24 protein-coding genes are annotated in these 24224 nt (G+C 66.2%); 22 read left to right on the top strand and 2 right to left on the bottom strand.

The genetic code is table 11. From position 1 onward, the window contains the following. Nucleotides 1–1096 precede the first annotated feature (1096 nt). Nucleotides 1097–1507: a hypothetical protein gene (locus ASE91_RS19220; RefSeq protein WP_156357682.1), complete on the bottom strand. Its 411-nt coding sequence runs from the start codon at nt 1505–1507 to the stop codon at nt 1097–1099. 166 nt (nt 1508–1673) lie between these two features. Next, nucleotides 1674–2306 carry an SOS response-associated peptidase family protein gene (locus tag ASE91_RS05355; protein WP_056623576.1) on the bottom strand — a complete coding sequence of 211 codons (633 nt, stop codon included), beginning with the start codon at nt 2304–2306 and terminating at the stop codon, nt 1674–1676. 183 nt (nt 2307–2489) lie between these two features. Between ASE91_RS05355 and ASE91_RS20490 the strand changes: the two genes are divergently transcribed. From ASE91_RS20490 to ASE91_RS05260, 22 genes are all read left to right on the top strand, one after another. Next, nucleotides 2490–2837 carry a hypothetical protein gene (locus ASE91_RS20490; RefSeq protein WP_235530333.1) on the top strand — a complete coding sequence of 116 codons (348 nt, stop codon included), beginning with the start codon at nt 2490–2492 and terminating at the stop codon, nt 2835–2837. A 70-nt stretch (nt 2838–2907) separates the two neighbouring features. Continuing rightward, a complete protein-coding gene (locus ASE91_RS05350) occupies nt 2908–3333 on the top strand; it encodes a LexA family protein (RefSeq protein WP_056623573.1) in 426 nt (141 codons plus the stop codon). Next, complete coding sequence (locus ASE91_RS05345) at nt 3284–4072, top strand: hypothetical protein (RefSeq protein WP_235530332.1); 789 nt, start codon at nt 3284–3286, stop codon at nt 4070–4072. Before ASE91_RS05350 ends, ASE91_RS05345 begins: the two co-directional genes overlap by 50 nt. Before the next feature lie 127 nt (nt 4073–4199). After that, nucleotides 4200–4430 (top strand): hypothetical protein, encoded by a 231-nt coding sequence (locus ASE91_RS19890; protein WP_056623567.1) that lies wholly within the window; start codon nt 4200–4202, stop codon nt 4428–4430. After that, the gene (locus ASE91_RS20065) at nt 4427–4588 is read left to right on the top strand and encodes a hypothetical protein (RefSeq protein WP_200911200.1); all 162 of its coding nucleotides are present in this window, start codon (nt 4427–4429) and stop codon (nt 4586–4588) included. Before ASE91_RS19890 ends, ASE91_RS20065 begins: the two co-directional genes overlap by 4 nt. Further along, nucleotides 4585–5223 (top strand): DUF3164 family protein, encoded by a 639-nt coding sequence (locus ASE91_RS05335; protein WP_056623564.1) that lies wholly within the window; start codon nt 4585–4587, stop codon nt 5221–5223. The genes ASE91_RS20065 and ASE91_RS05335 overlap by 4 nt, the downstream gene beginning before the upstream one ends. Before the next feature lie 171 nt (nt 5224–5394). Continuing rightward, nucleotides 5395–5916 carry a hypothetical protein gene (locus ASE91_RS05330; protein ID WP_156357680.1) on the top strand — a complete coding sequence of 174 codons (522 nt, stop codon included), beginning with the start codon at nt 5395–5397 and terminating at the stop codon, nt 5914–5916. A gap of 49 nt (nt 5917–5965) precedes the next feature. Then, a complete protein-coding gene (locus ASE91_RS05325; protein ID WP_082453833.1) occupies nt 5966–7984 on the top strand; it encodes a phage terminase large subunit family protein in 2019 nt (672 codons plus the stop codon). Between the two features lie 3 nt (nt 7985–7987). Continuing rightward, nucleotides 7988–8182, top strand: coding sequence for a phage head-tail joining protein (locus ASE91_RS05320; RefSeq protein ID WP_056623558.1), 195 nt, complete (start codon nt 7988–7990; stop codon nt 8180–8182). Continuing rightward, on the top strand, nt 8182–9714 hold the full coding sequence (locus ASE91_RS05315; RefSeq protein ID WP_056623554.1) for a phage portal protein: 1533 nt from the start codon (nt 8182–8184) through the stop codon (nt 9712–9714). The genes ASE91_RS05320 and ASE91_RS05315 overlap by 1 nt, the downstream gene beginning before the upstream one ends. A 15-nt stretch (nt 9715–9729) precedes the next feature. After that, nucleotides 9730–11856 (top strand): prohead protease/major capsid protein fusion protein, encoded by a 2127-nt coding sequence (locus tag ASE91_RS05310; RefSeq protein ID WP_056623551.1) that lies wholly within the window; start codon nt 9730–9732, stop codon nt 11854–11856. Between the two features lie 75 nt (nt 11857–11931). Next, complete coding sequence (locus ASE91_RS05305) at nt 11932–12276, top strand: DUF2190 family protein (protein ID WP_056623548.1); 345 nt, start codon at nt 11932–11934, stop codon at nt 12274–12276. Continuing rightward, entirely contained in the window at nt 12276–12899 is a 624-nt protein-coding gene (locus ASE91_RS05300) for a head-tail joining protein (protein WP_056623545.1), read from the top strand. The genes ASE91_RS05305 and ASE91_RS05300 overlap by 1 nt, the downstream gene beginning before the upstream one ends. After that, complete coding sequence (locus ASE91_RS05295; protein WP_056623542.1) at nt 12899–13330, top strand: HK97 gp10 family phage protein; 432 nt, start codon at nt 12899–12901, stop codon at nt 13328–13330. Before ASE91_RS05300 ends, ASE91_RS05295 begins: the two co-directional genes overlap by 1 nt. A 2-nt stretch (nt 13331–13332) precedes the next feature. Then, nucleotides 13333–13722, top strand: coding sequence for a tail completion protein gp17 (gene gp17 / locus ASE91_RS05290; RefSeq protein ID WP_056623540.1), 390 nt, complete (start codon nt 13333–13335; stop codon nt 13720–13722). A gap of 15 nt (nt 13723–13737) precedes the next feature. Continuing rightward, nucleotides 13738–14184: a phage tail tube protein gene (locus ASE91_RS05285; RefSeq protein WP_156357678.1), complete on the top strand. Its 447-nt coding sequence runs from the start codon at nt 13738–13740 to the stop codon at nt 14182–14184. A gap of 5 nt (nt 14185–14189) precedes the next feature. Beyond that, nucleotides 14190–14546 carry a hypothetical protein gene (locus tag ASE91_RS05280; protein ID WP_056623533.1) on the top strand — a complete coding sequence of 119 codons (357 nt, stop codon included), beginning with the start codon at nt 14190–14192 and terminating at the stop codon, nt 14544–14546. Nucleotides 14547–14707: 161 nt separating this feature from the next. Further along, on the top strand, nt 14708–14845 hold the full coding sequence (locus ASE91_RS20485; protein WP_235530331.1) for a hypothetical protein: 138 nt from the start codon (nt 14708–14710) through the stop codon (nt 14843–14845). Then, on the top strand, nt 14842–18345 hold the full coding sequence (locus ASE91_RS05275) for a phage tail tape measure protein (protein ID WP_056623530.1): 3504 nt from the start codon (nt 14842–14844) through the stop codon (nt 18343–18345). The genes ASE91_RS20485 and ASE91_RS05275 overlap by 4 nt, the downstream gene beginning before the upstream one ends. Beyond that, complete coding sequence (locus ASE91_RS05270; RefSeq protein WP_056623527.1) at nt 18345–18938, top strand: hypothetical protein; 594 nt, start codon at nt 18345–18347, stop codon at nt 18936–18938. The genes ASE91_RS05275 and ASE91_RS05270 overlap by 1 nt, the downstream gene beginning before the upstream one ends. Next, nucleotides 18938–19495 (top strand): hypothetical protein, encoded by a 558-nt coding sequence (locus ASE91_RS05265; RefSeq protein ID WP_056623524.1) that lies wholly within the window; start codon nt 18938–18940, stop codon nt 19493–19495. Before ASE91_RS05270 ends, ASE91_RS05265 begins: the two co-directional genes overlap by 1 nt. Beyond that, nucleotides 19492–19941, top strand: a complete 450-nt coding sequence (locus ASE91_RS05260; RefSeq protein ID WP_056623605.1) for a DUF6950 family protein — start codon at nt 19492–19494, stop codon at nt 19939–19941. The genes ASE91_RS05265 and ASE91_RS05260 overlap by 4 nt, the downstream gene beginning before the upstream one ends. Nucleotides 19942–24224 lie beyond the last annotated feature (4283 nt).

Here is a 24224-nt window from a genome sequence, read left to right as displayed (position 1 = left end):
CTTCCGGTAAAGCGCCTTACCGGAATCACGGTTTCCTGCGGCTTTAGTACGACGATGGCGGAGCGTACGTCCGACGCGTGTGTGGCCGGCAACGGTGGTTAGCGGACGTTCACTGCGTCAGGAGTGCAGCACGAGAAGATACCAGACAGCGAAGCCCCAACAAGCAATGGTTGAGAAGAGAAGCCGCCCTATCGATTGTGCTGTGTCTCGAAGCCCGATCATGATCAGAATTGGCAGGGCGAGCGTCGCGAACCAGAGTACCGTCGGTAAAGGATCACGTGCAGACCACAGCCTAGTGCCAAAGGTCAGCCCGGTCACAAACATTATGAACGCAAAGGCTGCCGCCGGCAGTAGCAGCAGCCAAAGCGATGCTCGTAGAAGTTGCCTAAGCTTGTGGGTCACCCACGGACGTTAGGGCGGGAAACGAACGTTCGCAATCGGCGCGGCAGCGGTCGGCGGGTATCACCGGACAAATTGTGGGTATCGCCTGCCTGCGGAACGGCGGATATGCGCGCGCGTGGCGGACGGTACGTCCGCCGCCAAAGAGCCCGGAAGCCGTGGAAATTCGGCGGTTGTAGGCGTAGGCTTGCAATAATATAATCGCATCGAGGAGATGATATGAGGCGTGATAGGAGACTCTCGATCGCTCTGGTGCTCCTCCTAATCACTTTCATTGCCGCAGCTGTCCAAGTTTGGATGACCGCGCTCTATATCGATTCGTTGATACTAGGAAACTGGGCTTGGTTTTCGGAAACGTTCCGGGTGGAGGCACCGGCGTCAGGAGCCGGCCAGTTTTGCTTTGATAGGTGCGCTCCTAACTTGCCCTTCATTGCTGGTTGGATCGGACTAGGCAGCCTTCTGGCCGCGACAATTACCTTGGCAATTGTTTGGTGGAAGCCCTTCCGGACCAATGGCCAATAAACTTGGCATCTGCTGTCCGGCGTAGAGGGTATCGTACGGGTATCGTCTGCCTTAGGCACATACCGGAACGGCATCTTTCCGAAGGTCTTATTGTGCGAAGATGGACGGGTCGTCCGGCGGCCGGATGTCGGCAACTGGTGGGAGGCCGACGTTCATCAAGTCGGTCGAGTTGACTTCATCGCTCGTCCTTCATGCGCGCGAAGTCGCGCGCGCAACTGGCCGTAAAGGCTATGATCAAGGCCAAGCCCATCAGACTTGCACCAATGTAAATGAGAGGATCATCGTTGGGATCGGCGATTGTCAGGAAGCCGGTTCCGAAGAACCCTAAGATCAATGATACGATTAGCGCAACAGCTAGGGGACGATCTTTAGGAAGTCGACTATGCCATAATTCGTTTAGGACAGGCCTTAAACGGAAGACGATTAACGCAGCACTTGGCAGGCACATGATGGCTAGCATCAGCATTGCGTGACTTGGACCGGTATCTCGCCACAATGAACCGAGAACCGAACAAGCACCACCTGCTCCAGCGAAGAATAGAACAATTGCCCCGAGGGCCGCGATGGTCGGGTCGTCATTGCGCATGCTAGCGAGCCTACACCGAAGTGCCTCGAAGCCCAACACAGCGTTCGCTGCTAATGTCTAATATTGGGCGTAACTGGACGCGGGTATCGTGCGGGTATTGCTCATTCAAACGGTAAACGGAACTGCGGATTTTTGCGGTCTCCTGCTATGGACGACGGAGCGCATGTCAGCCAGCGGATCTCCGCGTCGGGAAGACCGGGCCGCGGACGGACATGTGCTCGGCGGGGTAGGGCCGCTGAAGCGCAACGACCTCGTCGTATGAGCCCCGCAGCCAGGTGTCGATCGCGTCCGGCTGCAGGACGGTGATCATCGCCTTCGGGTGGATCGCCGCGACCAGTTCGTTCGGGTCGCAGGTGACCATCGTGAACCCGTTGCCCTCCTTCGTGGCCTGCCAGAAGCCAGCAACGGCGAAGGTCGGTTGATCGGTGACGTTGAACCACATCTCGCCCTTCAGCGGCGGCTTCCCGTCGCCGAGGTCGTGCTTGTCAGGCGTCCATTCGCAGAACTCGGTCAGCGGCACGAGACAGCGGTTGGCGGGGTCGGCCGCGAGCTTGCGCCACTGCGGCAGGCCGAGCTTTCGAACGTTCGTCATCGGCCAAGCGGCCTGGCCGCCGAGGACGTCCCATTCCATGATGTCCCAAGCGCGCTCGCCATCCTGTTCGCGGATGACATAGGCCCGGCCCTTGGGCCGCAGCTCCTGCGGATTGAAGCGGTTGTCGCGAGGACGTTCGCCGAACAGTTTGGCAGCGGAGCCGAACAGCGTCGTCGGTTCGCCGGCGAATCGAGCACGGTTACACATGCGGGCACTCTGCCATCCCGGGGCGTGGGTATCGAGGGGGTATCGTCCCGCACATGCGACGGAAAGTCGCTTATTTTCCGGGCACTTCGCAAGGCAGCGGCGGACGGATTGTCCGCCGCTGTTGCCAAAGCCGATTGGCAAAAGCGCCTTGCAATGTTGGATTTCGTTCGCTCTTTGTTCTGAATGGATCAGACTCGGGCGATCACAATCGGGCTGGCGGCGCTGTACTGCATGTCGTCGCGAGCAAAGCGCGAGCCGTTTATGCCGAGTGCCGAACTTCGCGCGCTGCTGGCGCTGTTACATCTACATTCGGACGGTGATCGCCGTCCGTTCGACGCATACTGGCGATCAGCGACACAAACCGACATTGATTATCCTAGCGAGCTGATCGCAAGCGTATGTCGCCGTAACGGCATGCTTGCGGCTTGGCATGACATCGCTCGATCGCTCGGCACCGAGGCAACGATAGACTTCATGGCGTCAATGGCTCGCGTACCTACTGGAGAACCGCCGAGAACCGGAGGGCTGTGAACATCACGCGACGGACCGTGCTTTTTCATCATTTTCTGCATATGTTCGATCCGGGGACACCGGGGTGAACATGGATGCTGGCGATCGACTGACGGCCGAGATGTCGAGCCGTGCGCAACTCGCGCTGCACTTTATCGAGCGGTACTGGGACCGACACAGCGCTTCGCCGAGCTATGGCGAGATTGCCGCCGGCATCGGTGTTGATCGACATCGCGCGCGCGATGCCGTGCGGGCGCTCGAACGGACCGGCCGGGTGTCGCGGCAGCGCGGGAAGGCGCGCGGCATCGTGCTGCCTTCGCGACGCGAGGCGGTGTTGAACGAGCTGCGCCGCGAAGGTTGGCACATCAACAACGAAACGCTGGAGCTATTCCCGCCCACATATACGCCACTGTCCGTCCCGGCCGCGCTCGATCACATCTCAGCCGTAGAGGGTTGGGGGAATGACGGTGCGGATCGAGACAGCGGCGGAAGCGAAGGTGATGCGGGCGATCGTTGATCGCGAGCATCGTACAGCCATGGCGGAGCGCCGGGCAGCGCGCGAAGCGCACGCTGGCGCAAACGCCGCGTCGGTTCGGCCGCGGGTAGGCTGGTCGACCAAAGCGCCGCCGCGCCGCAAGCCGAGCGACATCGATCGCGCGATCGCCGCGCGTGCCGAGGAGCATCGTCTCGACTGGGCGCGCCGTCATCCTGATGCTGCCAAGGCCGAACGGGCGTTCCGTAAGGGCCGGGCCGAGATGGCTGATCGCTGGGATCACAAGCGCGAAGGCACCATCGAAACCCACGAACGCGCGAGCCGCACCCATCAAGGCGCGCTGGCCCGCCTGTGGCACAGCGGCGCAATCGACGCCGACCAGCTTGCGGCGGCGGTCGAGATCGCAATAGTCGCCGAGCGGATCGGGGCCGACGTCGCGGTGCGCACCGCCAGCCTCGAGACGCGGATCGATTCCGGCCGTCGCGGCGATGGCGCGTTCTATGAGGCGTTGAGCCGCGTCCGGCATGAAGTGGCCTATACCCGGTGGCGCGCCGCGATCGACGGGCCGATCGGCGCGGTGCTCGACATGGTGGTCGGTGAAACGGTCGGCTTCACCGTCGTCGCGAAGCGGTACCGCATGCACAACCGCCGGGCGAAGAAGCTGCTGATCGACGCGCTGGACCTTTGGCCCCGCGTCCTCGGTCAGGTCTGCAAGGAGATCGATCGGGCGGCGGTCGATCAGGCGCATGCAACCATCACCTAGGTTCGCACATTTTCGCCACTCCCCGAACGGCCATAGATCGGCCAAATCCGACGCAGCGACACCTGCGTCCTTCGCCCGTCAGCCTCCCCCCTTGGCTGACGGGCGTTGTCGTTTTCGGGAGATAGCGATGCCGCACAGCAGCCCGCTTCTCGATGAGCTTGAGCGTCTCACCGACGAAATGGACCTTCTCCTCGCGTGCGGTCGCGCCAGCATCCCCAGCCATCGGTTGGTGGAAGAGCTGGCCGACGAGGCGCGCCGGATAGCCCGCCGGCTCGATGAGGCCGCGCGGGGCGGGTGTCGCCCCCTTTCCAATCCGCCGCGCTACGTCAGCCCGGACGGGACCAAGGCAGGCTGGTGAGCATGATGCAACGGGTCGATATCTTGAAGCTTCAGGCAGCAGCCGAGGGCAAGGCCGACGAGGTCGTGCCGGTCACGCGCGGCTTGCTGGACATCATCGCCCGCGAGATCGCCACGCTGCGCCAGACGGTAGCAGGACAGCCCGGAGCGGCAGCGTGACCGACAAGCGCCACCCCGGCGCGATCGATGTCAACGGCGAGTTGTACCTGCGGGACGCGAAGGGCAACCTCGTGCCGCTCGCTGCGGTCAAGCCGGTCGACCTGCTGGTTGACGAGATGGTGCGTGGCATCATCCAGCGAGCGCAGGTCATGTCCGATGCGCTTACCCAGTTCCGCATCGATACCTTCGAACAGATCCGTTCGCTTCAGGAACTGCTCGATCAGCAGTATGGCGCAACGGTCGGTGGCGCGAAGGGCAACATTCAACTGACCACGTTCGACGGATGCCAGCAGGTCAAGGTGCAGGTCGCGGACCTGTTCGACTTTGGTCCCGAGCTGCTGACCGCCAAGTCGCTGGTCGATCAGTGCCTCACGGAATGGGCAGGCGGCAGCCCACCTGAGCTGCGCGCGATCGTAAACAACGCCTTCTCGGTCGAGAAGGAAGGCCAGATCAACCGTGCCGGCCTGTTGATGCTGCTGAAGGTGCAAAGCGACGATCCCCGCTGGAAACGCGCTATGGATGCGATCCGTGACTCGTTCCGGGTGATGGGTTCGCGCCTGTACATGCGGTGCTATCGTCGCCCCGCGCACAACGGCAAATGGCAGGGCATCAAGCTCGACCTCGCTTCGGCCTGACACCCCCCCGGTCGCGGGTCCTCCCCCGGGGCCGGGGCCATACGGGGTTCCGACGCGCGTGGTTCGGCCAGCTATGAGTTTTGAAAGGTGTCCGCACCTGTCATGTCCGCACCCGTAAACCTCGTCAGCTTCCGCGAATTTGCCCGGCTCGACGGATGCAGCGACAAACTGGTGCGCAATGCCGTAAAGGCCGGAAAACTGTCGGTTACGGCCGATAATCGTATCGATGCGGCGCTTGCCGGCACCGGTTGGCGGCAGCAAAATCGACGGGCTGCGGAGGGTGCGGACAGGGGTGCGGACCCGCCGTCGGTGTCCGCACTTTCCGCGCCCGAAGCGGACCTGTCCGCAGGTTCCGTCCAGATCGACAATTTCATCGCCGATTTCCTGTCCGGCCGGATGCTGTCGCGTGCCGACGCGGAGCGGGTGAAGGAAAACGGCGCGGCGGCGAAGAACCTCCTCGCCACCATGCAAGAGGCCGGCGACGTCATCGATATCGGCGTCGCGGAGGCGATCCTGTTCGACCAGGCGCGCGAGTTTCGTGATGCCTGGATGAATTGGCCGGCGCGCGTCGGGCCGATGATCGCGGCCGAGCTGGGCATCGCGCCCGACCCGGTCGTGGAGGCGCTGATCAAGCATGTCCAGCAGCAGCTCGACGACCTTGGAGATCCAGCCTCGGCGTTCGAGGAAGACTAGCCAAGAGCTTCCGAAGGAGGAGCGGCTACGGCGCGCTTGGCGCCGGGGGATGACGCCACCACCGCGCATCAGCGTGCCGGAGTGGGCCGACAATTTCCGCAAGCTGGCCAAGGGCGCGGGGTCGACGTCGGGCAAGTGGCGGACGTCGATGGTCGAGGCGGCGCGCGGGCCTATGCTCGCGGTCACCGAGCCCGGCGTCCACGTCATCACGCTCATGGTCTGCACGCAGCTCATGAAGACGGCGCTGATCGAGAGCGTGGTCGGGTATCATATCCACCTCGATCCCTGTCCCATGCTGCTGGTCCAGCCCAAGGACGACGCGGTCGAGGGGTTTTCGAAGGAGCGGATCGGACCGCTGATCAAGGCGACCCCGAAGCTGCGCAAGCTGGTCGGGAACCGGAAGACCCGGACGGCGGAAGACACGCTCACCTTTAAGAGCTTCCCCGGCGGGTTCCTCGCCATGGTAGGTGCCGGCAGCCCGGACAATCTGGCGCGCCGGCCGGTCCAAGTGACACTGTACGACGAGTGCGACAAATACGTGATCACGCGCGAGGGCGACGCGATCGCGCTGGGCGACGAGCGGCAGGCGACCTTTCCGCGCTACCTGTCGATCCGGACCTGCTCGCCGACGATATCGGGCGAGAGCCGGATCGAGGATAGCTATCTCGACGGCGATCAGCGACAGGCGTCGGTCGACTGCCCGCACTGCGGTCACCGCAATTTCCTCGAGTTCTTCCGCAACGTCGAATGGGACAAGGATTACAGCGAGGCCGGGGTGGTCGTCGCGCACCACCCCAAGACCGCCGCGATCCATTGCGAGGCATGCGGGGTGCCGTGGACGCAAGGCCAGCACCTGGCCGCGCTTCAGACGACCCGCTGGCACCAGACGAAGCCGTATCACTGCTGCGGCCAGCACCGCGACCCGATGGTGGATTTCGAGGCGCACTGGAAAGGCGGTAAAGCCGATCCGGTAGCCGCGGTGTGGGACTGGTGGGCATCGGACCGGCACGCGGTCTATCGGGCGCGCTGCCCCGATTGCGGCAAGTGGCCGGTCGACAACGAACATGCCAGCTTCACCGCCGGCAAGCTATTCAGTCCCTGGCCGAAAGATGCCCCGCCCAAACAGGCGGCAAAGTTTCTGGCGGCCGAGAATGATCCGGATCTCCGGGTCGTGTTCGACAACACCCAGCGCGGGCGACCGCACAAGCGGCAGGCGTCGAAGGATCTGCGCGCGGAGGTCCTCGCGGCCCGGGCAGAGAATTGGCCGGCCGAGGTACCGGACGGTGTCGCGGTCATCACGGTCGGCGGCGATACGCAGGACGATCGCGTCGAGCTGGAATTCATTGGCTGGGGTCGTGGCGAGGAAAGCTGGTCGATCGCCTATGTCGTGATCGAAGGCGACACGTCGAAGGCAGAGACTTGGGACCGCGTCGACGAGCAGCTGCTGCGCGTATGGCGGCGGGCGGACGGGCGACCGTTCACCGTCGATGCGGCGTGCATCGATTCAGGCGGCCACCGGACGCAGGAAGTCTACCGCTTCGCGAAGGACCGTCTCGGCCGGAAGGTTTGGGCGGTGAAGGGCGCGTCGGAGCAGGCGGGCAAGCGGGCGCCGGTATGGCCGACCGTCAAACCGTCGACGAAGAAGAAGGCGCAGTACCGCCCGACGATCGTCGGCACCAATGCCGCGAAAGATACGATCCGGTCGCGGCTCGGCCTCGACAAGCCCGGTGCCGGGTACATGCACGTTCACCAGTCGCGTGACATCGGGTGGTACGAGCAGATGCTCGCGCCGAAGCTGATGCTGAAGATCAAGGCCGGCCGCCGCTTCACCACCTGGGAAACGCCGAAGAGCAAGGCCGACGAGGCGTCGGACTGCCGGGTCTACGGGTACGCCGCGCTCCAGGGCCTGATCCACCTCGGGGTGAACCTCGACAACGCCGCCGCCGCGGTACTGGACCGCTACGTCGAACCGGCACCGGAGCCGGTCGCCGAACCGGAGCGATGGGCGGAATCGTCGGGTGGCTGGATCGATGGCGGCGGCAGCGGCGGAAGCTGGTTCGGAGGATAGTTCATGTTCACTCCCGAAGATATCGTCGCGCTGAAGCGCGCGATCGCCACCGGCGCCACGAGCGTTCGCTATGCCGATGGCAGCGAGGTCCGGTACCGGTCACTGACCGACATGCGCGAGACCCTGCGCGTTATGGAGGCGGAGGTTGGGTCGGCGGCGGTCGGATCGACGTCGCGCAGCTCGGTGGCGTCGTTCTGATGAACCTGCTCGATCGCGCCGTCGGATGGTGGGACCCGATGGCAGGCCTGAAACGGATCTCCGCCCGCCGCGCGATGGACATGCAGGCGCGCGCCTATGATGGCGCGAAGCGCGATCATCGGACGGCGAACTGGATGACGCCGGGCAGCAATGCCAATGCCGAGATCGCCGGCGGTGAAGAGATCGTCCGCAACCGATCGCGCGACCTCGTGCGCAATAACGGCTATGCGCTCCAGATCGTCGAGACCTACGCCGACAGCATCGTCGGTACCGGCATCGTCGGCGCGCCTACGGGCGTGAAGGGTCGTAACGCCAAGACCATCTCCACCGGATGGCGAAACTGGTCCGAGGAATGCGACTTCGACGACGACCAGGACCTCAACGGGCTGGTCTGGTCATCAGTGAAGGGCATGGGCGAAAGCGGTGCCACAATCATTCGTTTCCGCCGGCAGCAGTTCGATTCGAGTGTGAAGATCGCGCCGCTGAAGCTGCAGGTGATGGAGCCGGATTTCATCGACACGATGAAGGACGGCGCGGTTGCCGGCGGCGGGTGGATTGACCGGGGCATCGAATATGACGCGCAGGGCCGCAAGGTCGCCTATTGGCTGTTCCCAGCGCATCCCGGTGACGTTGCCAGCTTCCGGATGCGTCGGATGGTCAGCGAGCGCGTGCCGGCGGGCGAGATCGTTTACCTCTACAACAAGCTGCGGCCGGGGCAGGATCGGGGAATGCCGCTGCTTGCGCCGGCGATCATGACGCTGCAGAACCTGCGCGGCTATTTCGAGGCCGAGCTGGTCCGCAAGCGCACCGCCGCGTGCATGGTCGGGTTCATCAAGACCGAAGATCCCGACATGCAGATCGGGCTCGATCCCGATACCAAGCGGATGAAGACTTTCGGGCCGCAGAAACAGCGGATGGAACCGGGCATGATGACCCGGTTGCTGCCCAACGAGGAGGTCACCTTCAACCCGCCGATGGCCGATGCCGGCATTGATGCCATGGCGGCGCAGTATCTGCGTGAAGCGGCCGCGGCGGCCGGGCTGATGTACGAGCAGGTCACCGGCGACTTTTCCCGGGTAAATTACAGTTCGTTCCGGGCCGGCGGTCATGGGTTCCGCCGGCGCATGGAGCGCATCCAGTGGCTGGTGGTGATCCACAAGCTGTGCCGGGTGATCGCGCGCCGGTACCGCGAGGCGGCGCTGGCGGCCGGGCTGCTGCCGACGTCGAACTTCGGGTGGCGTTTCACGCCCCCGGGCTTCATTTCGGTCGATCCGTACAAGGATGCGCAGGCCGACCTGCTCAACCTGCGCATGGGCAAGGTCACGCTGTCCCAGCTCGTCGAAGAGCGCGGGTACGATTACGTCGAATTCCTGTCGCAATATGCGGCGGACCTGGCGGCGGCCGAGGCGGCGATCGCGCCCGGGTTCATGTTCGACGGCGATCCTCGCAAGGCGAAGGGCGGCGACCAGTCCGCCACGTCGGGTCAGTCCGACGACAAGCAAAAGACCGACGCGGCCGACGAAGCCGCCTGACCTCCGGAGAACGTGATGGAAAAGAAACCGACGGCGCCGCCGACGTCGCCCGATCGCGCGCGTGTGGCGACGATCGCGGCGGCCGCGCGACCCGCGTCCGACTTCGCCAAGATGGCAGCGACGACGATGATGGTCGCGCCGCTAACACGATCGGCGCCGGCCACCGACGAAGCCGAGGAGCGACGGCAGCCGCAGACGGGCGGGCGTGGCGAGCGCAGCCTGACCGTCACCCCGGACAGCTATGACGCCGCCGCGCGGACCGTCGAGGTGGTGCTGTCGGCGGGTACCGGCGTCCGCCGCTACTATTTCACCGAAGAGCTGGAGATCTCGGCCGAGGCGATCGATCTGGCGCGCGTCGCCGGCGGCGTCTGCCCGCTGCTCGACACGCATAATCAGTATTCGCTGTCCGGCGTCATTGGTCGCGTCCTGTCCACCCGGATCGATAACGGCCAACTGATCGGCGTCGTCGCCTTCGCCGATTCCGATGCCGGCCGTGCGATCGAGGCCCGGGTCGCCAGTGGCGAGCTGCGCGCAATCTCGATCGGGTACCGCGTCACCGCATGGCAGCGGACCGCGATCGATGAAAACGACCATGAGACGTGGCGCGCAACCCGTTGGGAGTTGCTCGAGGCCAGTCTCGTCCCCGTTCCCGCTGATCCGAACGCCGTGGTTCGATCCGCCCCGGGCAATCCCCAACCGCACGGCAATCAAGAGGAAGACGATATGCGACGCAACCTTGCGGGCGGCGCGGCTGCGGCCGCCCCGACCACCGCCGCTGCTCCGACCGCCCCGGCCGCGCCTGCCGGTACCGAACAGCGGCAGGATCCCGCCACCCCTGCCGCTCCGGCCGCGCCCGCCCAGGAACAGCGCCAGGCACAGGCGACCGTCGATGCGAACGCTGTCCTGACCGCCGCGCGCAATGCCGGTCTCGACGGGGCTGCGCGTGAAGAACTGCTCGTCCGCCATGCGACCAACGCCTTCACCCACGACGGGCTGATGGCCGATATCGGCCGCCGTTTCGCCGAGCGCGACAGCTCGGCTCCGACCGTCAACCGGGTGCCCGCCGCTGGCGGCGACAATGTCAGCATGGCGCGCGCCATGTCGGACGCGGTGCTGCATCGCCTGTCGCCTGGTTCGCAACTGCCCGAGGCATCGCGGCAGTTCCGCGGCATGGGCCTGCTGCGTATGGCCGAGGATCTGCTCGGATCGAGCGGTATCTCGACGCGCGGTATGACGCCGCATGAGATCGCCGAACGCGCGCTGCATACCACCTCGGACTTCCCGGCGCTGATGGCCAATGCTTTGGGCCGCCGCCTGCGCTCGTCGTACGAAGAGCATCAGCCGACCTACCGCCAGTGGGCACGTCGCGCGCCCAACGCGCCGAACTTCAAGTCGATCGACGTCGTCCAGATGTCGGCGATGCCCGACCTGATGAAGGTCAACGAGGGCGGCGAGTTCCGGTACGGCACCTTCTCCGACGGTAAGGTCAGCTACGGCATCACGACCTATGGTCGCATCGTCAGCCTGTCGCGTCAGCTCATCATCAACGATGACCTGAACGCCCTCGACCGCATCCTGACCGGGTTTGCCGGCTCAGCCGCGCGCCTCGAAAACCGTACGGTCTATGCCCAGCTGACCGACAACAAGCAGATGCCGGATGGCGTCCCGCTGTTCCACGCCGACCATGGCAACCTCGGCGCCGCCGCGGCGATCTCGGTCACGTCGCTCGGCGCCAGTCGCACTCGCATGCGCAAGCAGAAGGGTATGCAGGGCGAGCTGCTGAACCTCGCACCGACGCACCTGATCGTGCCGACCGATCAGGAGCAACTGGCCTACCAGTTCACCAGCGCGCAGTTCGTGCCGGCGAAGTCGACCGATACGAACGAATTCCGTTCGGGCGGCCGGACAGCGCTCGAGCCGATTGTCGAGCCGCTGCTCGACGAAACGTCGACGTCGGCGTGGTATACCGCGGCGTCGAACAGCCAGATCGATACCGTCGAATATACCTATCTCGAAGGTGCCGAGGGTGTGCAGCTGTCGAACCGGATGGGCTTCACCGTTGACGGCGTCGACCTGAAGGCGTCGCTCGACTTCGCCGCCGCCGTCATCGACCACCGCGGCCTGGACCGTACCGGCGGCTAATCCGCCGGCGACGTCCCAACCAACCTTTGACGCGGGCGGCCATCGTGCCGCCCGTCGTCGTTTGGGAGAACCCGAATGAAGAATTTCCTGCACGCAGGCCGGACCTGCACGTTCGTTGCCCCCTACGCCGTCGCCTCGGGTGCCGGCTTCGTCGTCGGCTCGCTGTTCGCTGTCGCCAATTGCGACGCAGCGCAGGGTGCAGAAGTGGAGGGTGACGTCGAAGGCGTGTTTGCCTTCCCGAAGACCGCCGGTGCCGCAAACAGCGACGCGGCGCCCGGCACCAAAATCTACTTCGATACGGCGCTGAAGACGTACACGAAGACCGCAGGTGCCAACACGGTACTGATCGGTGCCACCACCCGGGCGGCCACCGTCGCAGACGCCGTCTACCGCGTCCGCCTGAACGGCGTCACGCTGTAATGGCCGATCCGTTCGCCACCGGGCTGGGGACGCTCTTCGCTGGCCCCCGCGCGGTGGCGGCGGTCTATGTTTCCACGGACGGCACGAGCCGCCCGATCTCGGTCATCCCGCGCCTGCGCATAGAGACCGACGGTACCGTCCGGCCGCGCCCGGTCAGCAACGGCAAGACCTTCGACATCCAGGCGCGCGACATCGAGGAGCCGATCGTCGGCGACACGCTGATCGTCGGCGACGATGTCTATGTCCTGGCACTCCCGCCGGAAGGCGACAGCCATGGTCTGAGCTGGATCTGCGACGTTCCGCTGCTCGACCATGACGTGCTTGTCCAGGTCAGCGCCACCGTGAAGGACCGGTACGGCGACAGCGGACCCGGCTTTTCCGACGCCGGCACCTTCAGCGCCGCGCGGATCGATCTCGCCGGTACCGAGACCGATGATGTTGGTGCCGACCAACTTGTCGCCTGGCAGACGGTGCGGTTCTTCTTCCCATGGTCGCCGACGATCGCCGCGCTGACGCCGCGCGATCGTCTGGTCGACGATGGGCAGACCTTCGACGTCCGCGCGATCGCCGAGCTGGGCAAGCGGGCCGCGATCGAGGTCACCGCGCAGGCGAGGGTCGACTGATGCGCCCGCGGTTCCGCATCGAGGGGCTCGACGAGATGGACGAACGGCTGCGCCGCGTCGGGGAGGCGCTGGAGGACCGCGACCAGGTGGTCCCGGTGCTGATGGAGGCGCTGGAACCGGTCGCCGAACGGACGCGCCAGATCGTGCCGGTCCGCTCGGGCAAGCTGCGCGACGATATCACCGTGTCGGACCAGGCCGAGGGAGAAAGTTCGGGCGAGCTGGCCGCCTATGTCGGTCCGACGCCGGATGCGTATTACGCCGTCGACGTCGAGATGGGACGTCCGGCCGAGATCTCGGCGTCGGGCCGCGAGTATGACGCGACGCAGGCGCACCCGTTCATGCGGCCGGCGTGGGACGAACAGGAATCGGACATCGTCCAGGCGGTCGCTGATGGACTGACCGGCATTCTCCACCGCGCGGCGAAGGGCTGATCATGTCCGTCTCGGCCGCGCTTCGCGATGCCCTTCTCGCTGCCCCCGGGATCGCGGCGCTGGTCGGCACGCGGGTCTATCGTGACGAGCGGCCCGAGGGCGATCCGTTGCCGGCAATCGTGGTCCTGCTGGTCAGCGATCCACGCTCGATGACCTATTCCGGCGCGCAGTCGCTTCGCCGCGCGCGCCTGCAGCTCGACTGCCTCGGCAACAGCCGCGGCCTTGCCGACGAGATCGGCGAAGCGGCGATCGCCGCGATCGAGGGAAAGGTGCTGGGCGCGCCCTTCGACAGCGTCCGCATCGCCAATGTCCGCAACGACAGCAGCCGGGGCGACCCGGCCACGACCTTCCGCACCGCCGTCGACGTGATGGCGTGGCACCACTCCTCATAAGCAAGGAAGACGACCATGGCAGGTAACAGTCAGGCGATGACGGGTCTCGGCATCATCATTGCGATGAAAGCCACCGCCGCCGCCGCAACGTACACCGATATCGGCGAACCGTTCGAGATCGAGCCGCCCGAGCAGATGGACGACGAGATCGAGGTGAGCAATTTCGCCAGCCCCGACGGGTTCAAGGAATTCATCGGCGGCATGACCGATCCGGGCGAATGCACCTTCGGCATCAACTATATCCCGGGCGGTGCGACCGAAACCCTGATCTTTGGCGCCAAGGCGACCAAGCGGTCGGTGCCGTTCAAGTTCACGTGGCCGAACGGTGCGGTCTGGTCGTTCAACCTGCTGATCCGCGGCTTCAAGCCGACCGCACCGCTGAACGACCGCCTGACGGCACAGATCACCGGTCGCGTCAGCGGCTCGATCGTCCGCGCCGCGCCGGCGCCGGGCGGGGCCTGATCACCATGGCAAACGCGATCAAAGGCGAGATCGCCTTCACCGCCGCCGGCGGCAGCTTCACGCTGCTGTACGACTTCAACGCGCTCTGCACGATCGAGCAGGATCTCGAGATCGACGTCGCCGATGTCGGGTCGAAGCTGTCCAGCGCGTCGATGCTCCGGTCGGTGTTCCGCATCGGGCTTGAGGCGAACCACGGCGCCATGACCGACATCGAGGCTGGTCGCCTGATCCATGACCTCGGGGTCGAACAGGCCGGCGAGATCATCGGCAAGGCGTTCAAGGCCGCGTTCCCCGACGCCGCGCCTGAGGGCGAGGTGGGAAACGGACCGGCGAAGAAGCCTGGGACTGGTCGAAAGCGCTGACGATCTGGGTCGAGCTGGGGCTCGACCCGGAGAGTTACTGGCGATCGACGCCGCGGCTGCTGGCGACGATCGTCGAGGGCAAGCGGCGCAAGGCTGAAGCCGATCACGCGGACCGCGCGTGGACGGCCTGGACGATCGCGGCGCTGACCAGGGCGAAGCGCATGCCGGCGCTCGCCGACCTGATCAAACCGAAGAAACGCACCCCGAAACGCCGGGCGATGTCCGGCGACCAGATGCTGACGATCGCGCGGATGTGGTCGGCGGTCGCGGGGCCAGACGATGGCAAGGAGGCCGTATGAGCGCAGACGCGATTGTCGGCGCCCTTCGTGGCGTCCTCGTCCTCGATACCGCCGACTGGACGCCAGTCGTCAACCGGGCGCGCAGCGACCTCGGCGCGCTCGCGACCGCGTTCGAGCAGCTGCGCGGCAAGCTCGACAACCTTGCCGGGTCCACGCAGCGCCTCGGCCTGAGCATCACCGCCGGCCTGACCGTGCCGCTGGCCACCCTCGGGGCAGCGGCGAACAAGACGGCGTCGGGTTTCGAGGCGTCGATGAAGCGCGTTGAGGCGGCGCTGAAGGGCGTGTCGGGTGGCGAGCTGAAGGCGCTGTCCGACCAGGCGCGATCGCTGGGCCCTGCAGTCGGCAAGGGCGCGACCGAAGCGGCCGACGGCATCGAGGCGCTCGGCCTCGCCGGCGTCGCCACCGCCGACATTCTCGGTGGCGGTCTCAAATCGGCGCTCGATCTCGCCGCCGCCGGCGCCGCGCCCGTCGCCGATGCCGCATCGCTGGTCACCGACGTGATGGGCCAGTTCAAGGTGAAGGCCGACCAGCTGCCCGGCGCAGTGCGCAATGTCGTCGGCGCGCTGGATGCGTCCAAGTTCGGCTTCATCGATTTCCAGCAGGCGGTGGCGCAGGGCGGCGGCGTCGCCGCGTCCGCCGGCGTGTCCTTCTCCGACTTCGCGACGGCGATCGCCGCGACCAGCACGCAGTTCAGCAGCGGGTCGGACGCCGGCACGTCGTTCAAGACCTATATCCAGAGCCTGGTGCCCGTCTCGAAAGAGGCCGAGCGCGCCATGAACAAGCTCGGTATCAATTTCTTTGACCTGAAAACCGGGCGGATGAAGCCGCTCGCCGAACAGGCCGAGATCCTGCGGGGCGCGCTGATCGGTCTCTCCGACCAGTCGAAGACCGACGCGCTGAAGACCATCTTCGGGTCAGACGCGGCGCGGACCGCGATCGGGCTCATGGAGCAGGGTCGGCAGGGCATTGCCGATCTGCAGGGAACCATCGCCGGCGGCGACGTCGGCGGCAAGATCTCGAAGCGTCTGGAAGGCGAAGCGGCCGCGACACAGCGCATGGCGAATGCGTTCGAAAGCCTGAAGATCTCGATCGGTGAGGCCGGACTGACCGCGGCGATGACCGCGATCAAGAGCAGCTTCGCATCGGTGCTGGAATCGATGGCTGGTGCCAGCCCGGCGGTTCAAAAGGTCGGCGTTGCCTTCGGACTGCTCGCCAGCGCCGCCGGGCCGCTGGTGCTGATGCTCGGCACGATCGGCAAGGTGATCATCGCGAAGTTCGCGTCGGGCTTCGGGATGATCGGCCGACTGGTCGCGCTGGTCGTGTCGCCGGTGACGACGATTATCGGACTGTTGGGCGAGGTCGGCCTGCGCGGCGTGCTGACCATGCTCGGCCGGGCGATGCTGGGCGTTACCGGCCCGATCGGGATCGCCGTGACGGCGTTCCTGGTCTTCAAGGACTATATCATCGACGCGCTGGCGTTGGTGTGGAAGAGCCTGAGCGAGACGCTCGGCCCGCCGCTGTCGGCGATCATGGACAGGTGCCAGGCGATCTTTGCCAAGCTGTCCGGCGGCGCGATCGGCAGCGCCTTCGCGACGCTGATGGGATGGCTGGGCAATCTGCGCGACTTCCTCGGCACTGGTCTCGCCGCCGGCATCGTCGTGTCAGGTGAGGTGATCGAGCGGACGCTGGGCGTGATCATCGCCGCGATCGGCGGCCTGGTCGATGTGGTCAGCGGCGTCGTCGACGTGATCTCGGCGCTGCTCGCCGGCGATTTCTCCGGCGCGTGGCAGGCGGTCGTCGGGATTGTCGAATCGGTCTGCGGCGCGATCGTCGACATGGCGGCGGCGCTGGTGCCCGAAGTCGGGACCGAGCTGCAGCTGGTCTATGCCGCGGCGAAAGCATGGTTGGGCGACGGTTTTGCGAGCATCGGCCAGTGGTTCGCTGAAACCGTGCAGACCGCGGTCAACTATGTCGCGAACGCCTTCCCCACGGTCGTGACCGCCGCGAAGGGCGTTTACGAAGGCGTCCGAGGATGGCTGGTCGACAAGTTCGGCGGGCTGATGACGTGGATCGGCAACGCCGCGAAGTGGATCGGCGATAAATACGCCGCCATGAAGGAACGGCTCGGCTTGGGCAGCGTCGGCCAGGACGAGACGCCGGCGGCACCGGCAGCGCCTGCGACCCGACCAGCGCCGCGCGTCTCGGCTCCTCCCGGCACCCGCAACGTCAGCTTCGACGATCCCAAGGCAACGAAGAAGACGCGCGCCGCGCGCGAGCGCAAGGGCCGCGACACCAGCCACGATCAGGAAAACCGCGAACAGCTCGCCCTGCAGGTCGAGCTGGAGGCCGCACGGGAGCGGGGCGACAAGGCGGCGGAAAAGCGTCTGCAGGACCGCCTTGCACTCTCACGCCAGATCGAGGCGTATCAACGTGCCGGCCTGACCGTCGACCAGGCGCGGGTCGCTGCGAGCCGTGACATGGCGGCGATCGCCGCTGCACGCGCCGAATCGTCGGCGCGGGAAATCGCCGACGAGCAGGCGGCGGCCGCGCTCGATGTCGCACGCCTCGGCAATGATCAGGCGCTGATCGAGAGCCTCGAGCGGCAGGCCGAATTGAAGCGCCGGATCGCGTTCTACTACGAGCAGACCAAGAATTTTGCCGAGGCGACCCGGCTTGCCGAGGCCGACCAGGTCAAGATGGATGAGGCGCGCGCGGCCGTGCGCGCGCAGTGGTTCGACGCCGATCGGCGCGACCGTGAGATCGATCTGGCCCGGGCGCGCGGTGACAGCGAAGAGCGTATCCGCCTCCTCCAACGCGAAAGCGATGTCCGCCGGCGCGCACGCGAGCTGGAAAGCCAAGGCGTCGACAGCGCTGAAGCGACGAGCCGTGCCGCCACCGAATGGGACGAGGCCGACAAGGCGCGCATGACCGGCAACTTCCGCCAGACCTTCAAGGACGGGGTTCGCGCGGCGCTCGACGGCAATCTCGGCGACTTCTTCAAGAACTGGTGGAAGGACCGGATGGCAAAGGGGATGGAGGATGCGCTCAATTCGCTGTCCGACCTGATCGCTGGCCTGTTCGACAAGCTGAAGGGTGGCAGCGCCGGCGGAAGCGGCGGCGGGATCTGGGACACGATCGGGAGCGTGCTGGGCGCGATCACCGGCAAGAAGAGCGGCGCGACCGGAAGCGCGTCGCCTGCCCCGTCGACGACGGGGGGCAGCAGCGTGCTGCCCGGGTTCCGGACCGGCGGTTCGTTCACTGTCGGCGGCATGTCGGGCGTCGATGCCAATCTGGTCGCCTTCCGCGCGACCAAGGGCGAAATGGTCGACATTCGCCGGCCGGGCAACGACAACCGGTCGCTGCCGACGATCGTGCAGCTGGTGGTCGGTGAAGGGCAGACCTTCGAACCGCGCGTCCAGTCGATCAGCGGCGAAGTTTCGGTACGAACGACCCGCGCATCGAACCGCAGGGCCTCCATCCAGGCGCGGCAGCGGCTGTAATGCTTCTCCTACCCAACAACATCGCGCCCAACGGCGCCACCCCGGCGCTCGTCGATCGCGGCGGCGTCCAGCGCGGCGCGAGCGCGCTGCGCGTCAACCGCCTGGGTTCGCATTACCGGATCTCGCTGACCCTGCCGCCGCTCGATGGTCCCGCCGGCGCGGCGATCGTCGTGTCGCGCCTGATCCGGGCGAAGCGGCAGGGACTGCGCGTGCCGTATCCGTTGCTGTCGGTCGACCAGTCGGGGTGCGGGACCAGCGTCGTCGTCGACGGCGCGGGGCAGACCGGCGGTTCGATCCAGGTGCGCGGCCTGCCGCCGTTCGCGGTGGTGCGCGAGGGTTTCTGGTTCTCGATCGAGAGCAGCAGCGGTCAGCATTACCTGCACAACAGCGGGTCGGAGGTCACCGCCGGCGTCGACGGCCGGGCAACGCTGTCGGTCGCGGATACGATGCTGCGGCGGTCGTTCGCCGATGGCGCGCGCGTCCACCTCGCTCGTCCGATGATCGAGGGCCTGATCGAAGGCAGCGAGCAGGAATGGGACCTCGCGGTCGACCATAACACCCGCATCGCCTTCGTGATCGAGGAGACCGCCTGATGGAACGGGTTACCCTCGTCGGGCTGCTCAAGCTCGAATTGCCCGGCCGCGACATCCTGCTGTGTGACGGCGGCGTCGTGCCGTTCGACGGGCAGCTGTACCAATCGTCGGACGATGTCTTCGGCACCGTCTCGATGTTCGAGGCGCTGACCGAGGGCACCGGCGACGAGCTGCCGGCCGGGACCATCACCTTCCTGCCGCGCGACGTCGCCGGCGCGGTCGAGCTGTCGCAGCCAGCCTATCAGAATTCCCGGCTGCGCATGTGGATTGCCGAGGTCGACGAAGCGTCCGGCCTGATCATCGGCCAACCCGACCTCATGGCCGATTGGCAGACCGACAAGACGGTCCTGCGCCGGGCAACCGGCACGCGCGCGCTGGAGATCGGGTGCGTCACCCGGTCGCAGCGGCTGCTGATCCGCAACGACGGAAACGCGCTGACGTCGCCCGCGCACCAGCGGGTTTTCCCGCGCGAACGCGGCTTCGACAACGCCGTCGGCATGGATGTCGAAATTCCATGGGGCGTCGTGTCGCCTCCGCGGGGGGTGCAGCGCGCATGATGAACCTCCACACCCGCGCCGAAAAGACGTCGGAAGTGATCGCCCGTTTCCGCGCGCGGTCCTTCTCGTGGGGCCGCGGCGGCACGTGCATCCATCTTGCGCGCGCGCAGATGCGGGCGCTCGGCCATCGGCCGCCGACGATCCCGCGTTTCTATTCGGCGATCGGCGCTGCCAAGGCACTCCGCGCGACCGGTCATCCCGATCTCGCCAGCCTGCTCGATTCCATGCTCCCGCGCATCGCGCCAGCATCGATGTGGATCGGTGACCTGGCGCTGATGGACAGCGGCGACGAGGATCCGTTCGACGCGATCGTCATCGCCACCGGCCAGACCGGGTCTGGCCCGATCGGCGGCGGCCAGCTGGTCGCCGGCTATCATGCCGACCACCTCGGCACCGGCATCGTCAACATCATCCCGCAGGCGTTCAAGGGCGCGTGGCGGCTGTGAGCGGCGTCGCCAAGTTCATCGGCACCGTCGCCGGCATCGCCGCGCTGATCCCGGGACCGCACCAGCCCATCGCCGCGGCGATCGCCGTTGCGGCCAACGTCACCGCACAGCTGACCGCCAAGAAGCCGCCGGCGATGACCGGCAGCGTCAATCGCGTCCTGATCGGCGCGAACCAGCCCAAGCCGTATCTGATCGGCGAGACCTATTACGGCGGCAACCGGATCAACCACGAGGGCTTCGGCGGCAAGGTCTCGAAGGTCAACAACCCGTACATGGTGCTGGTCGACGTCTATTCGGGCGCTGGCCCGATCGCAGGCTTCGTCGCACCGTATCTCGATTTCGTGCCGGTCACCCTGAACGGCAACGCCGCGACGGGGTATGCCGCCAACCACCTGTACGTCTATCACCAGCTCGGCCGCACGCCCGAACCGGCGGCGCTGTCGACGCACTGGAACGGCGCGCAGACCTGGGGGCCGCAGCACAAGCTGTCGAGCTATGCCGCCATCTCCTGGTGCCTGCGCTTCGACGAGGACGGCAAGCGCTTCGCCGCCGGGACGCCGCAGACCGGCGCCGTGTGGCGCGGGGTGCTGGCATACGATCCCCGCAAGGACAGCACCTATCCGGGCGGCAGCGGCCCGCATCGCTGGGCCAGCCCGACCGACAAGGTAGCCTTCGCCGCCGCCAAGGCGACGTGGGAATGGACGCGCTGCCCCGGTCTGCAGGGCCTGCGCTATGCGCTTGGCACCTGGGAGCGCGACGAGAACAACCCGGACGCGACCTACCGCAAGACGTTCGGGATCGGCATTCCGGTCGACGGCATCCGCGTCGCCGACTTTGTGGCGCTCGCGAATGTCTGTGACGCGAATGGCTGGCACGTCGACGGCGTCATTCATGAGCCGGGCAACCGCGACGACAACCTCAAGAACATCCTGATCGCCGGCGGCGCGGAGCGCTGCTGGATTGGGGGCAAGCTCGGGCTGAAGCTGTCGGCACCGCGGGTCGCGCTGGACACCATCACCGAATACGACCTCGCGACCGACGACGTCGAGATCGGCGCGATGCAGGGCTGGGAAAGCCGGCTCAACACGATCATTCCGAAGTACCGCTCGGCTGCCCACAAATGGGAATATGTCCCGTCGACCGCGGTGACGATCGCCAGCTACCTTGCCGAGGACGGCGAGGAGAAGGCCGAGGAGCGGCAGTACAACCTCGTCCAGTCGAAGGACCAGGCCGCGCAGCTCGCCGCGTACGAGCTGCTGGACGCGCGCGAGCTGGGCGAGATCGTGCTGACCTGCAAGCCGCGCTTGCGTCGCTATGGTGCCGGCGACCTGCTGATCGTCCACCTCCCCGACGACGGCCTCGTCAATCAGCCGTGCGTTGTGCTGAAGCGGACCTTCGATCCGGTCTCGATGACCGTCGAGCTGATCCTGCGCGGCGAGACGGCGGCGAAGCATGATTTCGCGCTCGGCCGTACTGGCACTGCGCCGGCGACGCCGCGGCTGACCGGCGGCGAGATCCTCGACGACGTCGCGGTCGATGTGCCGTTGCCGTGGGGTGCTGTTGTCGGCAACGGGCGCCCGGTCGATTATGCCGACGTAACCGGCGAGAACACATCTGCGGACACGGCCGCCGTCGGTGGTCGACCCGCACCAGCCATTTTGGCGCTCGTTGATGAAATGAACGACGTCGCCATTCCTGCCATCAACCAGGCGGTAGCGACGGCCAACGACCGCATCGATGCGGCCAACGGTCGGATTGATGCGGCCCGACAGGAGGCCAATCAAGCGGCGGCCGATGCCAACGCCCGCATCGATGCCGCCGATCGAGTGCTCGACGATGCCGTGCGCGACTTCGCTGCCGAGGCAACCCGGGCGCAGGGAGCCGACGAAGCCCTTACCCGGCGGATCGATTCGATCGTGGCCGAAAGCGGCGGTTATGATGATCGTGACCTCCGCGCGATCATTGCCACCGAGCAGACGGTCCGGGCCGATGACGACCGCGCGCTGGGGCGCGAGATCGCCACGGTTTCGGCTCGCGTGAAGGATGGCGATGATGCCGTTCGCGCCGACGTGAAGGTGACGACCGATGCGCTCGCTCGATCGGACGAAGCATTCGCGCAGCGAGCCGAGGCGATCGAGGCCAGCCTTGGCACGGTCGACAGCCGGATCGCGGCGAAGGCCGAGCAGATCACGACCGCCTATGCCGACGCTGACCGCGCTCTCACGCGGCGGATCGACAGCATCGTGGCCGAAGGCGGCTATGACGACCGGGACGTGCGAGCCGAGATAAGCCGCGTCGATACGACGGCGATTGATCGCGATGCGGCGGTTGGGCGGCGTGTCGACACGGTCGAGGCGACCTTCTCCACTGGCGGCGGCAACATGGTGCCGAATAGTGATCTGGTAACCTTGGACGGTTGGTCGACCGGCATTCATGCGCCCGGCGGTCCGCTAGATCCCGCCCCGTACCTCGGCTTCAACGCGGCCGGCGACCCATACCACCCGCCCGGTGAGAACGTGCTGTCGATCCTCCAATATGGGGCACCGAATACGGCAGACGGGTCGGCATATATCGATTGGGGGAGCACCGCATTCCCGGTCATGGCTGGAGAGTATCTGCAATTCTCGGCGCTGGTGAATTGTCATCGGGCGCAGGTGATGGTGATCCTCGCATTCCGGAATGCGGCCGGTAATTTCCTGTCGGCAATCCACTCGCCGCTGACCGGACCGGTCGACGATCTGGGCAGCGCCTTGGCGTCGTATGCTCGCGCGGGCATCGTTTCCACACGCGTGCCCGACGGCGCGATCAGCGGCTATCTGATCCTGCGCAAACAGGACACGCTGGCAGGTCAGGCCAACAGCTACGCGTGGTTCCTGCGGCCGTATGTCGGAGCGGCACGCGAAGGTCAGACGGCTTGGAACCCGTACAGCGTTGGACGTGCCTCTCCGGTGCTGCTGGGCACGGTCGCGCGGGTCAAGGACACGACCGACGCACTCGCTCGCGCTGACGCGGCATTTGCCGAACGGGCGCAGTCGATCGAAGCCAGCCTCGGCACGGTCGACGCCCGAATTGGCGCGAAGGCGGAAGAGGTAACGCACGCCTATGCCGACGCCGATCGCGCGCTGGGTTCGCGCGCGACGACACTGGAGGCGGCGGCATCGGCCGTCAGCACCAGCATCGTCTTCAACGACAATTTCAACTTCTGGCCGGACGGCGCGGTCCTGCCGTCCCGTTGGAACGTATGGATCGGCGGCGGCAACTTCCGCACGAACCGGTTGGCCCCGGGGCGTGGTGGCGGTCAGTATTGCGTCCAGACCCTGAACGACGTCGCCGACGTCGAGAGCGGCTTCGTCCAGACGATCTACACGGCCGGCGCTGGCAAATGGGTGATCGAGGTGACCGCCGGCTTCGACACCTCGGGCGCGCGCGGTGCCGGCGTTACGCTCCACGGCGTCTGGAATATCGACTTCTGTTCCGATGCCGACATCAACGGCGTGATCGGTGATCGGCCCGGCGAGACCCGGTCGTGGACGAAGATGGTCGACCTCGATGGCCGTGACCAGATCAACGTCCACGCCATGCACGGGTGGTCGGGCTTCGGTCGCGGCATGGCTCCCAAATACATGGTCTGGCACCGCCTGTCGCTTCGTCCCGCCACCGATGGCGAGATCAAGGCGGGCAAGGCCGATGCCGCGCTGAACGCGCCCGGCGGCGTGCTGGCGCGGATTGCCACGAGCGAGAACGTGCTGGCGGACCTGCCGAATCGGTACGCTGCGGCATCACGTACGGCCACCCTTGAAGCGCAGATGTCGCGGCAACAGCCGAGCGCGCTGAACCAGTACACGTCCGACGTGAACGACCGGATCACGTATGTCGATGCGACGGTGAACGCTCGGATCAAGTCGAGCGAAGACGTCATCGCCGATCTGCCGAACCGCTATGCGGCGGCGAGCCGGACGGCGACGCTGGAAGCGCAGCTGCGCGGTGAGGCTGCGAGCGGCCTCGGCAATACGATCGGCACGGTCAACGGCCGGATTGACGAGACCAGTAACATCCTGTCCGCCCGGATCGAGGACCGCGCAACGGCTATTGCCGATGCGAAGGCTGGGGCGGTGGCGCAGACGGTGCAGGCGCTGCGAAGCGATTACAACGGCACATCCGCTGCGGTGCAGCAGCAGGCAGCCGCACTAGCCGCCGCCGATGGTCGCACGTCGGTTTATTGGGAGGTGGTCGGCACCACTGGCGACGGATCGACTAGGGTTCGCCTTTCGAAATCGAATGGT

This window comes from Sphingomonas sp. Leaf62 (assembly GCF_001421915.1).
Lineage (GTDB): Bacteria > Pseudomonadota > Alphaproteobacteria > Sphingomonadales > Sphingomonadaceae > Sphingomonas.
Note: the sequence above shows the minus strand (reverse complement) of the source record. Positions and strands in the feature narration are given on the sequence as shown.

Coding starts and splice junctions, on each gene's coding strand:
- ASE91_RS19220 (WP_156357682.1), bottom strand. CDS start 1,507: ATGCGCAATGACGACCCGACCATCGCGGCCCTCGGGGCAATTGTTCTA.
- ASE91_RS05355 (WP_056623576.1), bottom strand. CDS start 2,306: ATGTGTAACCGTGCTCGATTCGCCGGCGAACCGACGACGCTGTTCGGC.
- ASE91_RS20490 (WP_235530333.1), top strand. CDS start 2,490: ATGGATCAGACTCGGGCGATCACAATCGGGCTGGCGGCGCTGTACTGC.
- ASE91_RS05350 (WP_056623573.1), top strand. CDS start 2,908: ATGGATGCTGGCGATCGACTGACGGCCGAGATGTCGAGCCGTGCGCAA.
- ASE91_RS19890 (WP_056623567.1), top strand. CDS start 4,200: ATGCCGCACAGCAGCCCGCTTCTCGATGAGCTTGAGCGTCTCACCGAC.
- ASE91_RS05325 (WP_082453833.1), top strand. CDS start 5,966: ATGACGCCACCACCGCGCATCAGCGTGCCGGAGTGGGCCGACAATTTC.
- ASE91_RS05320 (WP_056623558.1), top strand. CDS start 7,988: ATGTTCACTCCCGAAGATATCGTCGCGCTGAAGCGCGCGATCGCCACC.
- ASE91_RS05315 (WP_056623554.1), top strand. CDS start 8,182: ATGAACCTGCTCGATCGCGCCGTCGGATGGTGGGACCCGATGGCAGGC.
- ASE91_RS05310 (WP_056623551.1), top strand. CDS start 9,730: ATGGAAAAGAAACCGACGGCGCCGCCGACGTCGCCCGATCGCGCGCGT.
- ASE91_RS05305 (WP_056623548.1), top strand. CDS start 11,932: ATGAAGAATTTCCTGCACGCAGGCCGGACCTGCACGTTCGTTGCCCCC.
- ASE91_RS05300 (WP_056623545.1), top strand. CDS start 12,276: ATGGCCGATCCGTTCGCCACCGGGCTGGGGACGCTCTTCGCTGGCCCC.
- ASE91_RS05295 (WP_056623542.1), top strand. CDS start 12,899: ATGCGCCCGCGGTTCCGCATCGAGGGGCTCGACGAGATGGACGAACGG.
- gp17 (WP_056623540.1), top strand. CDS start 13,333: ATGTCCGTCTCGGCCGCGCTTCGCGATGCCCTTCTCGCTGCCCCCGGG.
- ASE91_RS05285 (WP_156357678.1), top strand. CDS start 13,738: ATGGCAGGTAACAGTCAGGCGATGACGGGTCTCGGCATCATCATTGCG.
- ASE91_RS05280 (WP_056623533.1), top strand. CDS start 14,190: ATGGCAAACGCGATCAAAGGCGAGATCGCCTTCACCGCCGCCGGCGGC.
- ASE91_RS20485 (WP_235530331.1), top strand. CDS start 14,708: ATGCCGGCGCTCGCCGACCTGATCAAACCGAAGAAACGCACCCCGAAA.
- ASE91_RS05275 (WP_056623530.1), top strand. CDS start 14,842: ATGAGCGCAGACGCGATTGTCGGCGCCCTTCGTGGCGTCCTCGTCCTC.
- ASE91_RS05270 (WP_056623527.1), top strand. CDS start 18,345: ATGCTTCTCCTACCCAACAACATCGCGCCCAACGGCGCCACCCCGGCG.
- ASE91_RS05265 (WP_056623524.1), top strand. CDS start 18,938: ATGGAACGGGTTACCCTCGTCGGGCTGCTCAAGCTCGAATTGCCCGGC.
- ASE91_RS05260 (WP_056623605.1), top strand. CDS start 19,492: ATGATGAACCTCCACACCCGCGCCGAAAAGACGTCGGAAGTGATCGCC.